Raw genomic sequence first — 15226 nt, forward strand, 5'->3', positions numbered from 1 at the left:
CAGAATCGGTCGCAGACTTAATCGCACTGATACCCCTTTCGAAAGGACCCGGCAGCCCGAATACGCGGCCGGATTCCAGCTACCGCTGCCGGGTGTAACTCACATCTCGATCTCGATCACGGCAGGCTGGCGCGATCTCCGACCGCCGTGCGGCTCGGACGCCGCCTGATCGACCGATACGCAACCAGTCGCGCAGCCAGTCGCGCGACCAGTCGCGCGATCAGGGGCTCGACCACCTGCCTACCTACCGGCGTCCCGCTCGTCGCGATCGACGGCGACCCGTCGCGGGACGGCACCCTGGTCACCGTCGAGCAGCAAGCGAGCGCGGCCGAGGCTCCCGCGGCCCGGGTCGCGGTCATGACGGGGCCGGTGCCGCCCCGCCGGACGCCAGAGCCGCCTGGACGATGCGGATCGCCTCGCCCGCGTCGATTCCGACGCTGGCGATCACGGCCGCGTAGTCGGCGGCGGCCCGGCGGGCCCGCTCCCGGCCCTCCTCGCCGGCGGCCGACACGAACGAGCCCGCCCGCCCGCGGGTCTCGATCAGCCCCGCCTCCTCCAGCTCCCGGTAGGCCCGGCCGACCGTGTTGACGGCCAGGCCCAGGTCGGCCGCGAGGTGGCGGATGGTCGGCAGCCGGGTGCCCACGGCCAGCGTGCGGTCCTGGATCTGCCGGGCGAGCTGGGCGCGCAACTGCTCGAACGGCGGCACCGGCGAGGCCGCGTCGATGACGATCATCGGATGCTCATGACCTGCCGGGCCATCGTCGCGCTCGGCGGCGTTTTGACATTGAGCGCGACGATCGCGGCCACGCCCAGGATCACGTAGGCGACCGCGGCGGCGCTCAACCAGCCGGGCGCGGTGCCGAACAGCAGCACCATGGGCAGCGACCACTGCACGTTCGGCGTGGTGAGTTCGCGGGCGTCCTCGACGCGCATGATGACGTCGGCGGTCAGCGACTCCTCGTCCTGCGCCACGACAGGGCGCCTGAGCAGATGGCGCAGATGCAGGGCGGTGATGGCCGTCATGCCGATCAGGCTGATCAGCAGGATGACGGCCAGCTGCCGCAGGACGGGGTCGGGAACGGTCAGGGCGCTCACGGCCAGCGCCACCGCACCGGCGAACGTGGCGGCCGCGAAGACGGCGTGCGGCCGGCCGAGCACGGCCCGCCAGCCGGGCTGGATCGGATGGGCGGCTCTGCGAGACAGCGTCGCGCCCGCCCGCTGGTCGACGCGCCGCACCCACCGGTCGAGCAGCGACTGTGCCAGCAGCAGCCCGGCCACCAACACGCTCAGGGCCAGCAGCGGCAGCGGGTGAATGGGCTGGCGGCTGCCGAAGGCGAAGGTGGCGGCGAGCGAACTCGCGATGATCAGCACGGCCGGGATGATATGGGCGGCGAGGCGAGCGCGTCTGCGTACCGCCAGCCGGCTTGCCAGCAACGGCGTCGGGTCGGCGCCGGCCAGATCGTGCCGTGCCAGCCACTCGCCCGCCAGCCGCAGATCGTCCGCACCCACCGACGGGCCGGCGTCCGATAACGGTTCACGGGGCATGGCGCCTCCCTTTGTCGCAAGCTTTGTAGCAAGATGATGCGTCATACCTTGCGACAAAGTCAACGCCCCGTTGAAGCCTCCTCCTTCAGCCCCTGTACGTCTGATGAGAAACCCGCGCTCGTCATCACCCCTGAGCAGACGGAGGTCACCGCCTGCCGCGCCCCCTGCGATTCGCGGCACACCGCCGACACGCGACAGACGACGGCCCCGGCGAGGTGACAGAGGTCACAACAGAGGAGAGGGCGGGATAACCTGCCCGCGGTGCTTCGAACCACGTGACCGGAGGAGTCGATTCTGTGATGACGGCAGGGCGGCCGATGCCCACGCAGGACGACGTGCTCGGGTACTTCGACACGCTGTCGAACTGGGGGCGGTGGGGCGACGACGACGAGCTCGGCACCCTGAACCACATCACCGACGACGTCCGGCTGGCGGCGGCGCGGGCCGTGCGCCACGGCAGGAGCGTGTCGTGCGCATGGGAGGTCGCCGTACCGGAGGACATGGAGCGGTCGACGACGACGTGCCCGCGCGCCGCCGACATGCCGGGTGCCGAGAACATGCCGGTGCCCGAGTTCCGCTACGACCGGCGCTGGGGTTTTTCGTCCGAGCGGCTCGGCGTCACGTTCCACGGCAACACCCTCACCCACGTCGACTCGCCGTGTCACATCTTCTGGGACGGCATGATGTACAACGGGCGGTCGCACTCGCTGGTCGACGCCGCGACGGGATCGGCGTGGGCGTCCGTCACGGCGGCGGCGAACGGGATCATCACGCGCGGCGTCCTGCTGGACGTCGCGAGCGTGCGCGATGTGCCGTGGCTGGAACCGGGGGAGGGTGTGTATCCCCACGATCTGGAGGAGGCCGAGCGTCGCCAGGGGGTGCGGGTGCGATCCGGCGACGCGGTGCTCCTGCGAACCGGCTACGGCCGCGCCCGGCACGAGAGCGGTCCGATCAGCGGATTCAAGCAGGCCGGGTGGCACGCGTCCTGCCTGCCGTGGCTGCATGAACGAGGCGTCGCGCTGATCGGCGCCGACACTCCCCAGGACGTTCAGCCGTCGGGCTACGAAAGCGTGTTGATGCCGGTCCACGCCGTGAGCCTCGTCGCCATGGGCCTGTGGATGCTCGACAACTGCGACCTGGAGGCATGCGCGGCAACAGCCGCCGAGCTAGGCCAGTGGGACTTCCACCTAGCGGTCGCACCGGTCCGCTTCGCCGGCACATCCGGCAGCCCGGTCAACCCGATCGCCACCTTCTGACCACGACTGAACCGCTCCCGAGTGCCGGTCACTCGGACGCGTGAGCGTGTCTGCTGCTGGAACCGATCGGCTCCTATCCTGACCACATGAACCTGAAATTCAGCGGCGAGATGTGGTTCTGGAAAGGTCCTGCGCCGTGGCACTTCGTCACCGTTACGGAAGAGGAGTGCGGTGAGCTGGAAGCGACTTCCAGGCTCGTGAGCTACGGCTGGGGCATGATTCCGGTCACGGCGCAGATCGGAGGGACCAGATGGAAGACGTCACTGTTCCCGAAAGATGGGCGGTACATCGTGCCGGTGAAGGCCTGGGTGCGGAAGGCCGAAGGGCTTGAGGTAGGCGAGACGGTGACGGTCCGCCTTGCCGTCGATGTCTGACAGACAGGGTGTAGGGCAGCGGCCCCGGGCGGGGGCTGACCAAACATCTGAACGACCGCAGGCTCCCCAACGGGCCCCGTCGCCGGTCCCGCAATCGCCATCGCCGCCGAAGCCCGCTTCAGGGCCGCGATGGTCGAGCCAGCCCGGGTCACCGCCCGCACCCGGTCCAGCATCGGTACCCGACTGCGCCGCTCGGGGCGCGGTTTCGGCAAAACAGTACGCTGTCCGCGACCTCCGAAGGGTTCCGCTGATAGAGGTCGCGCACAGCATTATCGCCACGCGGACGAGATCGGGAATATCCCGCTACACAGCGATCCTGAGGCCTTCCGCAATTAATTCAAGGCCCTATTGAATCCATTCGTGTTCACTTGGCAACTGGCCATTGAGAACGAAACCAGTGGCCGGGTCCACCGAGTGGGCCACAGGGTTGGCGCGAGCAAGCGTGCGCCTAACGCCGTCGAACGCCGCCTGCCGGTGACCGGGCTCGCGCTCGACGTGCGGCGGAAGCTCGTCTCCCCCTGCGAAAATCGGCGTGACCAGTTGCCACGGTGTCCATCACCGTGGCCGCGACCATTGACGGCCCACGCCATGTCGAGATGTACCGTCGATTCGAGATACTCGAATGCCCGGTGAGGAATCCGTCGATCAGCCAGGAAAGTCCACGAATCAAAACCCTTGACAAGGTGTCTCACATTTATCAAGGCTATGATCAGGTACCGAATCGAGGAGGATTCGAGTTATTCGAATGGTGACGACAGGAATGCCGACGGCGAGGAAGTCGTCGAGTACGACCCACCCGCGGACGCCGACCGACCGGTATCTCGTGCTCGACAAGATCAAGAAGATGAGCGAGACGACTCGACCGGAAGCACGCCGACGAGTGCGACTCACGGGTGACGCGTACGTCTCGCACGAATCCAAGGAAGCGCAATGAGAGCAACAACTCGCAGTCGCGGACGTCGCTCGGCCGTGGCGGCCCTGAGCGTGGTCACTCTGGGGGCGTCTCTGGTTCTCGCCGCGACGCCGGCCGCCGCGGACGAGCCCAGCGCCTCGATCATCTTGGGCGAGGTCAACGAGGAGAACGGTCTCCGCCAGATCGAGCAGGGTGACGGCACGACCGCACCCGTGACGGTCGGCGGGCGGAGCGCACGCGCGACCGTGCAGACCTCGGCACCGGCGCAACACATGTATTTCCAGGTCGACGACGCGATCGCCTTCGATGGCGCGTTCGTCGCGTGCCTGCAGGTCGAGTACTTCGACGAGGGCGGGGCCACGTTCCGCGTCCAGTACGACTCGACCAGCAGCGCGTACGGCTCGACGGGTTCGGTGAACCGCACCGGGTCGAACACGTGGAAGACGGCGGGCTTCGAGCTGATGGACGCCCGGTTCGCCAACCGCGAGAACGGCGGCGCCGACTTCCGCGTCGAGGCGGGCACGGCCGGGGTGACCTTTCACAGCGTGAAGTTGACGATCATCCAGAACGACGACGGCGTGACCCCGCCGTGCGCGGCCGCCTCGCCCGAGCCGGAACCCGTCCCCACGCGCTGGAAGCTCAAGTATGTCGAGCAGTTCGGGAAGCCGATCCGCACTGAGGCCAGCCCGTGGGTGCTCGACGACTACAGCGAGCCGGTCGACGACTTCAACGACGACAACGGCGACCTCTACCGCCTTCAGCTCGGCCCCGAGTTCGACGCGGCGATGGCGACCATGCGGACCTACCGGCAGGAGACCGAGTTCGGCCGGGACGGCTGGCTCACGGCGTCCCTCTCCGCGCGCGAGAGCGGCGGGCGGGTCGACGACAGCTACACCGACACCGCCGAACGTCCGTCGATCACGACGGAGTCGCTGAAGAAGGCGGGCTCCGTCGCCAAGATCAGCGTGCCCAACCACACAGGTGGCGCGATCATCCGAAACACCGAGCCGCTGCCGAAGTACTACCGCATCGAGTACGACCTCAAGACGCTCGACTTCGGCGGCTTGCGTGACGGCTCGCTGTTCTACGACGGCAAGTACAACGGGTACGCCCTCGGGGAGTGCAAGACGTTCTACCCCTGGGTCGGCGACCCGAACGACATCGACCCGGCCGACCCCTGCGCCACACACTCCGTGCGGGAGGACAGCAACGAGGCGTACAACGCGTTCCACTTCATGTCGATCCTGGACTTCCCGGCGATGCCCCGGAACCTGGCGATGTATCACTGGCACCGCAAGGTGCTGATGGACCAGTTCAGCCCGGCCCCGTCCCGGAACACGGACGGCTACGACGTCTGCGACTCGCGGACCGGTGAGAAGTACCCCTGGGACGAGAGCAACCGCACCACGGTGAACATGCTCTACTTCACGGGTTCGCTCGGTCAGTCGCAGACGTTCGTGACGAGCTGCGACCGTCGGCCGGTTTCCGGCGTGCAGAAGTCGGCCGTGGAGCTGCAGCCCGAGCTGATGCCCAAGGAGGACTACACGTTCGCCATCGAGCGCACCGAGGCGGGTTACACGCTGGAGGTCAGCGGCAACTTCAAGAACGTCGGCGAACAGACCTACCGGTTCACCCGGGGCTTCATCGACGACGACGCCGGCGTGGTCGGGGCGAACGTCCCGATCTTCCACTACAACGTGGACGCCGAGGAGTACGCCGGCCAGTTCAACACGTCGCACACCGCGCAAGGCGCATTCGGCTCCAAGACGTGGGACAACCAGTGGCCGGCCGGCTCGGCCTACCCCGACTACTTCGTCATCGGTGAGCCGTACACGAACGTCGGTGAGGGCCAGGCCCGCATCGACAACATCCGCCTGTACGTGCCGAAGAAGTAGGCACGGGAAGTTCGCGGCCGAACCGACGCAGCCGCGCCCCTGGGACCTCCCACGGCACCCAGGGGCGCGGCCTGCGCTCCAAACCCACGTGATCCTTCCATTTCGAGTCTTCGATCAGCTCGAATCACGGCGACGACGGCGCTCACGGCGCCTACGGCGTCACCAACGCGCCCGCCATCGCCCGGGACCGACTGTTGGACGCGCTACGGGCCAGGCCGGAACCCGGAGGGGAGCGATCCATCAAGCGTCAACTATCAGTGATCAAGGGATGCCCTGGTGGGGGACGTAATGACTGGTCAAGAGAGTGCCCCCGGCAGGATTCGAACCTGCGGCACCCGCTTTAGGAGAGCGGTGCTCTATCCCCTGAGCTACGGAGGCGGGGTCTGGGGTAAGCGTACCGAAAGGTGGGTGTCGTGTGTGCGGGGGCGGGGGGTTGCTTGGCGGGTGTTTCATGCGTGGGCTCGGGTGGGGTCAAGGTCTGGCATGAGGGCTTCGGGGGGTGCGGGGGGTGATTATCGTCACGCTGCGTGATTGGTGAGCGGTGTGACGGTGCGCGGAGGGGGCGGCGGGTGCGGCCTGGGGGACTGGTGGCGGCGGTGTTGGCGCCTGGGGTGTTGGCTGCGGGGTTGCTTGTGGCAGAGGTCGTGGGGTTTGGGGAGCGGGGGGTGGAGAGGTCGCGGGACGTCGTCAAAGCTCGGGCGGTGGGTCGGTGGCCTGAGGGATCTGTCCCTCCCCGGGGAGGGGTGGATTCGGCGGGAGCGGTGGGCGCTGGTTCGGGCTCTGGGCGACGGGCGGGTTCGTGGGGTGGGGGGTTGGTCTATGGAGGGCTGATGCCGGCTCCGCTGGTTGTGGGCGTGGGTGGGGGTTCGGTTCGATCTGTGGACGTTGTGGGTTCTGTGGACGTTGTGGGTGCCGGGCAGTCGTCGCGGGGGGCGGTTCGGGACGATGCGGTTGGTTTGGTCACTTCTGCCGGGTCCGATGGGAGTGGGTCGGCTTTGCCGGTAGGTGGCACTCCCACTTTGGGGACGCTTCGTCCTGCGTCACGGTTGGTTGGTGATGAGAAGCAGGCGGTTGATGCCGGCTCGCGGCCGCATGGTTCGGCGTCGAACGCGGACTGTGCGGAGGACGTGGATCCTGCGTCGCGTGGGCAGATGAGTCGCTCTAAGGAGTCTGTGCGGCGTGGGCGCGTGGATGGCTTCGGGAAGTCCGTGGGGCATGGGCGCGTGGATGGCGCTGGGAACTCTGTGCGGCGCGGGCACGGGCACGTGGATGGCCCCGGGGAGTCTGAGCGGTACGGGCGGGTGGATGGCTCCGGGAAGTCTGAGCGGCGTGGATGGGTGGAGGGCTCCCGGGGGTCTGTCTGGCGCCTGCCGGTGGGGGGCTTGGAAGCCGTGTTGGGCGTGGACGTCGGGCAGGGCGGGCCAGCCGCGGGTCCTGGCGAGTCCGGGCAGCTTGGGCATACTTCTTCGGCGCGCGCCGAAGCTGCGGAGGCTGTGGGGGCGCGGTCGACTGCTCAGGTTCCTGATTGACGGTTCTGTATCTCGGATCTCGTGTGGGGCTTCGGGCGTTGTCGGCTCTGCAGGGCTTGTGGGTCCTCGTTGAGCTTGAGGTTGGTGGCGCCTCGCGGTTGAGCGGTGGGACGCCGCGTGGTGGGGTTGCTGAGCGGCCGTAGGCGCGGGCCGGCATGCGGTGATCGGTGGGGTCCGGTGGCCTACGTCGGTGGGGCGTTGTGAGCTTGTCGCCAGTAGAGGGATCTGCCTCCTCCGAGTGCTGCTTGTGCGACGGCTGATCTTCGATGGGCCGTTTCGGTAGGTGGCGGGTGGTCTTGGGGTGGTCGTCCTGGACGACTTAACCCGCCTGGCCGGCGCTTTCAAGTACAAGCCACGTGGTGTTGCTGTTCTCCGCGTCTGCCTCCCAGCTGCGTGATCTGTGGATCGGATGTTCAGGGGTTATGGGCCCACCTGCGCCCGTTCAGGTGATCTTGGATCCGCGAAGCGTTGGAATGTCGCTCTGGTGATCGGGTGCAGTCGTAGCCCCGGCCCTTGCCCATCTCCGGAGTGCAGCTTGGTTACTCCATGTGACGGTTGGTGGAGGTGGATCGGGGCTGCGGGTGGTGAAGGAAGGGGTTTTCGGTGGGGTGATGGGTTGGGCTGGGTTGGTGCTGGGACGTGGGGGTTTGGCTGCTGGGCCGGGGTGGGGCGGGGATAAAGGGTGTGATTCGTGCTTAACGGGTCATGCGAGTTCGGCTCTTGGAGGCCGTCTGCTGTAGTAACGTGCGTGCGGGCGCAGGTCACAAGTTCGCAAACGGAGGGGTCGAACGTGCCAACTCCTCGATCAGCGGGCCTGGTCGCGGTCGTTATGGCGATGGTCTCCTTGCTGAGCGTGAGCGCATCCGGTGCCGATCAGGCGTGGGCGGATGCTCGTGAGTCGGCTGGGCGGGAGTCCAGCGGAACGACTGGGCGGGAGTCCGGCGGGGCGTCTCGGCCGAAGGTCAACCCCGGCAAGCTGACGGAGCTTCGTCGTGAGGCGGAGAAGTCGTCCAAGGAGCTGGCCGAGGCAACCAAGGCGCTTGAGAAGAGGCAGGCCACGCTCGCCGAGTCCGACAAGGAGCTCAAGGCCAAGCTGCAGCAGCTGCAGGTGGCGACGGTGGAGCTGTCCAAGGTGCGCAAGCCGTTGGCCGATCTGGTGCAGTCGCTCTATCAGGCGCCGGCCGGTGGGGACGTGGTTCCGTTCCTGTCGAGCGAGGACGACTCGGCGACTCTGCGGGCCATGAGTGACATGACGTATCTCGTCTCGGGACGGGACGAAGTGCTTGAGGACGCGGGCCGGCTCTACCAGGAGCAGCAGAAGCTCGCGGCACAGGCGCAGGAGCTTCGGTCGACCAAGTTGCTCGTCGAGGCGCAGCTCGGTGCCGAGGTCGACACGTTGCGGAAGCGGTCGGCGACCGTCGTGAAGTCGCTGTCGCAGACGTTGGTGAAGCTCGGGGTGCGGATCAACCAGGGCGGGCGCACGGGCGCGGCCTGTGACCCGACCAACGTGGACGAGGCCGCGGGGTATCCCAACGGGCTGCTTCCCAAGAGCGGGCTGTGCCCGCTTCAGCAGCGGGGTCACGAGCTGCGGGCCGATGCGGCGATCGCGTTCGTGGCGCTCAACGAGGCGTACAGACGGCAGTTCGGCCGGCCGATGTGCGTGACGGACAGCTATCGCAACCTCGCCGACCAGCAGTCGGTCTTCTACCGCAGGCCCGGGTTCGCCGCGGTGCCGGGGCGGAGCAACCACGGGCTCGGGCTCGCCGTCGATCTGTGCGGCGGGGTCGACCAGTTCCGCTCCGCGCAGTTCAACTGGCTTGAGGCCAACGGCAAGAAGTTCGGCTGGATCCACCCGGAGTGGGCGTACAGCAGTCCGTTCGAGCCGTGGCACTGGGAGTACGACCCGAAGATCGGCTCTCTGCTCTGACGACGCTCGTGTCTTGAGCGTTGAGTCTTCTCCGCTTCGACGTCGGCGTGGTCGTGAGTGGCCACCCTGCCTGCCTGGCGCGCTCAGATGTCGCTTCGGGCCATTTGCGCGCCCGCGGGACGGGCCCGACGGCGGTATGGACGAACGGGTTTGCCGCCTGGACGTCCGCGTGGTCGTGAGCGTGAGCACGCTGTCTGCCAGGCGCGCTCCGGTGTTCATTCGGGGGAGCGGTACGCCATGGGACGGGTTCGCGGTGGTACCGGCGAGGGATTGCCGCTGTCAGCCGGATCGGCCGTGGATGGTGATCGAGAGGTGGGAGCCTGGGCCGGCCCTGGCCAGTTGGGTGGCCTGGTCGGGGGTGGTGGCCAGGACTACCAGGGCGCCGGTGTTGGTGTCGGCGGCACCTGCCGGGCGGGGGAGGGCTATGACGGTGACCGCCTGGGCGATCGTGGCCGGGCCTGGGGAGGGGATGTCTTCCCATTGGGGGGTGGCGGCGTTCGCGATCACGTCTATGACGTCGCCGGGGCGGAGGAGGCCGGCTGAGGCGGCGTCGGTGACGCGGATCGGGGTGGCGCGCATTCCCGGGCCGTAGGCGTCGACCAAGGCGGGGCCGAGGAGGCGGAGGTCGGTGATCGGTTCTCCGCGACGGACGGGGGCCGCCAGGACGCGGCCGGTGAGCTGGGCGCCGGGACGGTAGACGCCGTCGGGGACCGCCTCTGGGGGGAGGCGGACGACGGTGACGTCGTTGCCGTTCAGCCTGCCGCCGGTGAGATCGCGGGCCGCGGCCAGGACCTCGGTGAGGCGGTCGGGGGGTTGCAGGGCCAGGCCCAGGCATCCCACGGCCGCCGCCGCCAGGATCGCGGCGATGAGCCGGCGCCGGCGGTTGAGGGCCTGGATCGGGTGGATGGTCGATGTCCGCATCGGCCGGCCTGCTCCTCTGTGGTGGAACTCCGGTTTCCTCGGTGCTGTGAGCGCGAACGCCCCGCCCGGCTAGGGGAGTTCGAAGGGGAGGTTGATGCCGTCGAGGGCGGTGCCGCAGGGGCACGGGCGGTCGGTGGGGAGGCTTGCCGCCACGGTGCCGACGAGGGTGCGCATGCGTTCGCTGTTGGCGGCGAAGAAGGCGAAGACCTCCTCCTGGGTGACGCCCTCGCCTGTCTCCACGCCGGCGTCGTGGTCGGTGACCAGGGCCAGGGTGGTGTAGCAGAGGGCCAGCTCACGGGCCAGGACGGCCTCGGGGAAGCCGGTCATGCCGATGATGGACCAGCCGTTCGAGCTGAACCAGCGGGACTCGGCCCTGCTGGAGAAGCGGGGGCCCTCGATGACGACGAGGGTGCCGCCGTCGACGGCGTCCCACCCCTGGGCCTCGGCCTCGGCGTATGCCAGGGCGCGGCCGGTGGGGCAGTAGGGATCGGCGAAGGGGACGTGGACGGCGCCGCCTTCGTCGTAGTACGTCTGCACCCGGCCGGAGGTGCGGTCGACGAGTTGGTCGGGGACGACGAGGGTGCCGGGGCCGTACTCGACGCGGAGGGAGCCGACGGCGCTGGGGGCCAGCACCTGGCGGACGCCAAGGGAGCGGAGCGCCCACAGGTTGGCGCGGTAGGGGATGCGGTGGGGCGGGAACCGGTGATCGCGGCCGTGGCGGGGCACGAAGGCCACCGAGCGCGAGCCGATGCGTCCGATCGTGATGGTGTCGCTGGGGGGCCCGTACGGGGTGGTGACCTCGACCTGCTCGGCGTCGTCGAGCAGGGAGTAGAAACCTGAGCCGCCGATGACGCCGATGTCTGCTCTCATGACCATGGCGGAGACATTAGCGTCCTCGTCTGGTGCGGCGGCGCGGGAGTCGGCTACCTGTGGATAACTTCCGGCGGGAGTGGATCTCGCCTGGAGTTGTGGACGGGTTGTACGGCCGTGCCGGCCGTACAACCCGGGCGCGTCAGGCTGCGGTGCTGCTCGTGGAGGCCGTGGTGCTCGTGGAGGCGGGCTCCTTCTTGGCGGACGTGCTCGAGGAGTCGCTGCTGCCGGAGTCCTTGGAGTCCTTGGAGTCCTTGGAATCCTTGCCGTTCGACGCGGAGGCGGCGGCGGTGGACGCGGAGCTGGACGACCGGTTGTCGGTGCGGTAGAAGCCCGAGCCCTTGAACACGATGCCGACGGCCGAGAACACCTTGCGCAGCGCGCCTTCGCAGCGCGGGCAGGTGGTCAGCGGGTCGTCGCTGAAGCGCTGAACGACCTCGAGCCCTTCACCGCAAGCGGTACAGGCGTACTGATAGGTGGGCACGCACTCCTCCTTATATGACTCATGCGCTTGGCACTCTACCGGGGCGACTGCTAATGGTACGCAGCCGATTAGGCTAAACGCCACCCAGAGCCGTTCTAATCCCCGCCACGGGTTGCCTGACCAGCCGCTGAGAGGGGTGACCCAGCGGCCAGGACAGGGCGTCTCCGCGACGTGCGTACGGGTCGGATGGGGTGCGCGCTGGTGCTGGTCGCACCGATGTGATCTTTGATGACGGTGGTCTGGGTGGGCCGCCGTACGCGGCGCCGGTTTCGCCGCTCATGGTGCTCGCCGTATCGGCGCCGGTTGAAGGGGCGTTGTGGTGGGGCGAGGGCGAGGGCGGGGGCGGGGGTGAGGGCTGGGCGGGGCGGACGTGGGTGGGCCACGCTGGGCGCCGGGGGCGGGGGAGTGCTGGTGGGTCGTCGTATTGGTGTTGGCCACCTTGGGCGGTGGTCGGGGTGGGCCGCCGTACGCGGCGCCGGTTTCGCCGTTCATGGTGCTCGCCGTATCGGCGCCGGTTAAGAGCATGCCGAGGGGGCGAGGGGCCCCCGGGGCGACGGGCCGAGGGGCGGCGGGGGGACGGGCCGAGGGGCGACGGGGGGACGGGCCGAGGGGCGACGGGGCGGCGGGGCGAGGGGCGACGGGGCGACGGGCCGAGGGGCGAGGGGGCGACGGGGCGACGGGTCGAGGGGCGACGGGCCGGGAGGGTGACGGGGCGAGGGGGCGAGGGGCGTCGGCGTCAGGGACTTCGTCGCTGGTCCGGGTGGTGGGGGGTCAGTCGCCGCGTTCGCCGTACCAGCCGGCTAGTTTGCCTCGGCGGCTTACTGCTCTTAGGCGGCGTTCTACCGTTTGGCGGTAGGCGGCGGTGGTTACCACCAGGAGTTGGTCTTCGGCGCGCAGGCGGGTGGAGGGTTCGGGGACGAAGCTGCGGCCGTCTCGGACGATCATGGTGACGGCGGCGTCGGTGGGGAGGCGGAGTTCGAAGATCTCCACTCCGTGCAGGCCTGAGCCGGGGGGGATGGTGACCTGGAGGAGGTCGGCGTTCAGCTCCTCCAGAGGGGCGGCTTCCACGCCGAGGTCGCGGGCCTCGTCGGGGGCGGTGACCTTCAGGAGGCGGGCGAGGTACGGCAGGGTGGGGCCCTGCACCATCGTGAAGACGATCACGATGACGAAGACCTCGTTGAAGATCAGCTTGCGGGCGTCGACGCCAGCGGCCCAGGGGATGGTGGCCAGCACGATGGGCACGGCGCCGCGCAGGCCGGCCCAGGACAGGAACGCCTGTTCCCGCCACGACAGGCGGTCGAGCCTGGCCAGCCGGACGATGAGGGCGGAGACCAGCACCGACAGCGGCCGGGCGAACAGCAGCAGCGCGAGCCCGGCCAGGATGCCCGGAACGATCGCCGTGGGCAGTTCGCTCGGGCTGGCCAGGATTCCGAGCATGACGAACAGGCCGATCTGCGCCAGCCACGCCGCGCCCTCCGCGAAGCCCCGGGTGGCGACCCGGTGCGGGAGGCGGGCGTTCCCGAGCACCAGCGTCGCCAGGTAGACCGCGAGGAAGCCGCTGCCGTGCAGCAGCGCCGCGCCGCTGTACGCGACGAGGGCGAGGGCGAGGACGGCGATCGGGTAGAGGCCGGACGCCGGCAGCGCGACGCGCCGCAGCGCGTACGCGCCCAGCGGGCCGATGCCTAGGCCGACGGCGGCGCCGATGGTGAGTTCGAGGGCGGCGTCGAGCACCACGTGGCCGAACGCCGGCACCGGCGCGCCCGCCAGGCTCAGCGTCATGACGACGATGACGGTGGGGGCGTCGTTGAAGCCCGACTCCGCCTCCAGGATGCCGGCCAGGCGCGGGGGCAGAGGCAGGCGTCGCAGCACGGAGAAGACGGCGGCGGCGTCCGTCGAGGCGAGGACCGCGCCGAGCAGCAGGGCCGAGCGCCAGTCCAGGCCGAGCAACGCGTGCACGGCGGCCGCGAGGGCGAAGATGCTGGTGGCCACCCCGAACGTGGCCAGCACCACCGCGGTGGGCACGGCCTGGCGCACGTGCTGCCAGTTGGTGGTGAGCCCGCCCTCGGCGAGGATCACGGCCAGGGCGACGAGGCCGATCTGCTGGGCGGCCGGGGCGTTCTCGAACTGGACGCCGAGCCCGGCCTCGCCGACGAGCAGGCCGAGGCCCAGGTAGATCAGGAGGCTGGGCAGTCCCGTGCGGTGCGCGATCCGCACGGAGGCGATGGCGGCGATGACGATGACGGACGCGAGCAGCAGCCAGATATTCAGTTCCACTGGCCACCCTTCTCGCGTTTTCCGCCCATTCTGTCGTATTCGTATAAGCCGCTACCACGACGCCCAGCTATCAGCTACCGTCGCACGCGGCGCATGAGCCACGCATACCCCATCAGTGATCAGGTGACGGCTTTGACCGACGAGACTCCCCACGCTTCCGCGCAGGCCACGCGGGACGACCCCGAGGACGTCCCGGTCGAGCGGTCGATGATGGACGACCTGGCGGGTCCAGCGCCGGTGAGGCCGGTCGCGAGGCGCAGGCGCCGTCTGCTTCGCTGGACGCTCGCCACGGTCGCGCTGCTCGTCGTGGTGGTCGTCGCGGCCGGGTTCGCCGTGGTGATGGAGCGTCAGATCACGCTGAACGGCAACATCGAGCGCATCCCTGGAGCGTTCCCCGAGGAGGCCGCACGACCGGTCAAGGCGGTGGGCGACGCGCAGAACTGGCTGCTGATCGGGTCGGACAAGCGCCCTGGCGAGTCGGGCAACCAGCGGGCCGACACCATCATGATCGTCCATGTCCCGGCGGCCCGGGATCGGCTCACCCTCATCGGCATCCCCCGCGACTCTTATGTCCGCATCCCCGGCCATGGAAACAACAAGATCAACGCGGCCTACGCCCTCGGCGGGCCCAAGCTGTTGATCAAGACCGTGGAGGACCTCACCAAGGTGCGCGTCGACCACTTCGCCGCCCTGGACTTCCAGGGGTTCGTCGCCATGACGGACGCGATCGGCGGCGTGGACGTGCACGTGTCGCGCGAGGTGTACGACCCGGCGAACAAGGTCACCTGGCCGCAGGGGAACGTGCATCTGGAAGGGGAGAAGGCGCTGCTGTTCGTCCGGCAGCGGTACAACCTGCCCGGCGGCGACTTCGACCGGATCCGCCGCCAGCAGGCGTTCCTGGGCGCGATGGGAAAGAAGATCGCCAGCAGGGACATGCTGACCGACCCGCTGAAGCTGAACGCCTTCCTGGAGGCCCTGACCAGGGCGGTCAGCGTGGACTCCGGCGTGACGCTGAGCACCCTGCGCGGCCTGGCGCTGGAGCTGAGGGACGTGCGGCCGGACGACGTGGACTCGGCGACGATCCCCACGGCGGGGACGGCGACGGTCAAGGGCGCCAGCGTCGTCAAGCTTGACAGGCGTGCGGGGAAGGCGTTCTACGAGGCGCTCGGGAAGGACGCCCTGGAGGAGTACTTCAAGGAGCGCGGCGGGCTGAACGACCTGAACATCCTGCCCTGACG

The 15226-nt window shown here is 69.0% G+C and carries 11 protein-coding genes and 1 tRNA gene; 5 read left to right on the forward strand and 7 right to left on the reverse strand.

Annotation, left to right across the window (positions count from 1 at the left end; genetic code table 11):
* Nucleotides 1–355: 355 nt before the first annotated feature.
* Both PYR91_RS33990 and PYR91_RS33995 read right to left on the reverse strand, forming a co-directional pair.
* Complete coding sequence (locus PYR91_RS33990; RefSeq protein WP_279786705.1) at nucleotides 356–733, reverse strand: GntR family transcriptional regulator; 378 nt, start codon at nucleotides 731–733, stop codon at nucleotides 356–358.
* Nucleotides 730–1545, reverse strand: coding sequence for a hypothetical protein (locus PYR91_RS33995; protein WP_279786707.1), 816 nt, complete (start codon nucleotides 1543–1545; stop codon nucleotides 730–732). Before PYR91_RS33995 ends, PYR91_RS33990 begins: the two co-directional genes overlap by 4 nt.
* 299 nt (nucleotides 1546–1844) lie before the next feature.
* Here PYR91_RS33995 and PYR91_RS34000 point away from each other — a divergent pair, with 299 nt between their 5' ends.
* The 3 genes from PYR91_RS34000 (at nucleotide 1845) to PYR91_RS34010 (ending at nucleotide 5983) form a co-directional block, all read left to right on the forward strand.
* The gene (locus tag PYR91_RS34000) at nucleotides 1845–2801 is read left to right on the forward strand and encodes a cyclase family protein (RefSeq protein ID WP_279786709.1); all 957 of its coding nucleotides are present in this window, start codon (nucleotides 1845–1847) and stop codon (nucleotides 2799–2801) included.
* Nucleotides 2802–2887: 86 nt separating this feature from the next.
* Complete coding sequence (locus PYR91_RS34005; RefSeq protein WP_279786711.1) at nucleotides 2888–3175, forward strand: DUF1905 domain-containing protein; 288 nt, start codon at nucleotides 2888–2890, stop codon at nucleotides 3173–3175.
* Nucleotides 3176–4105: 930 nt separating this feature from the next.
* Nucleotides 4106–5983 carry a hypothetical protein gene (locus PYR91_RS34010; RefSeq protein ID WP_279786713.1) on the forward strand — a complete coding sequence of 626 codons (1878 nt, stop codon included), beginning with the start codon at nucleotides 4106–4108 and terminating at the stop codon, nucleotides 5981–5983.
* A 305-nt stretch (nucleotides 5984–6288) separates the two neighbouring features.
* On the opposite strand, the gene PYR91_RS34015 is transcribed toward PYR91_RS34010, so the two are convergent.
* Nucleotides 6289–6361 (reverse strand) — tRNA-Arg (locus tag PYR91_RS34015).
* 2004 nt (nucleotides 6362–8365) lie between these two features.
* Here PYR91_RS34015 and PYR91_RS34020 point away from each other — a divergent pair.
* Nucleotides 8366–9439: a D-alanyl-D-alanine carboxypeptidase family protein gene (locus PYR91_RS34020; protein ID WP_279786715.1), complete on the forward strand. Its 1074-nt coding sequence runs from the start codon at nucleotides 8366–8368 to the stop codon at nucleotides 9437–9439.
* 279 nt (nucleotides 9440–9718) lie between these two features.
* Here PYR91_RS34020 and cpaB read toward each other — a convergent pair whose 3' ends face one another.
* From cpaB to PYR91_RS34040, 4 genes are all read right to left on the reverse strand, one after another.
* A complete protein-coding gene (cpaB, locus tag PYR91_RS34025) occupies nucleotides 9719–10360 on the reverse strand; it encodes a Flp pilus assembly protein CpaB (RefSeq protein ID WP_279786717.1) in 642 nt (213 codons plus the stop codon).
* A gap of 69 nt (nucleotides 10361–10429) precedes the next feature.
* A complete protein-coding gene (locus tag PYR91_RS34030; protein ID WP_279786719.1) occupies nucleotides 10430–11236 on the reverse strand; it encodes an S-methyl-5'-thioadenosine phosphorylase in 807 nt (268 codons plus the stop codon).
* A 136-nt stretch (nucleotides 11237–11372) separates the two neighbouring features.
* Nucleotides 11373–11714, reverse strand: coding sequence for an FmdB family zinc ribbon protein (locus tag PYR91_RS34035; RefSeq protein WP_279786721.1), 342 nt, complete (start codon nucleotides 11712–11714; stop codon nucleotides 11373–11375).
* Between the two features lie 771 nt (nucleotides 11715–12485).
* Entirely contained in the window at nucleotides 12486–13988 is a 1503-nt protein-coding gene (locus tag PYR91_RS34040; protein WP_279786722.1) for a potassium/proton antiporter, read from the reverse strand.
* 132 nt (nucleotides 13989–14120) lie between these two features.
* Here PYR91_RS34040 and PYR91_RS34045 point away from each other — a divergent pair, with 132 nt between their 5' ends.
* Nucleotides 14121–15224, forward strand: coding sequence for an LCP family protein (locus PYR91_RS34045; protein WP_279786723.1), 1104 nt, complete (start codon nucleotides 14121–14123; stop codon nucleotides 15222–15224).
* Nucleotides 15225–15226: the final 2 nt, after the last annotated feature.

The organism is Sphaerisporangium sp. TRM90804, assembly GCF_029846175.1.
Lineage (GTDB): Bacteria > Actinomycetota > Actinomycetes > Streptosporangiales > Streptosporangiaceae > Sphaerisporangium.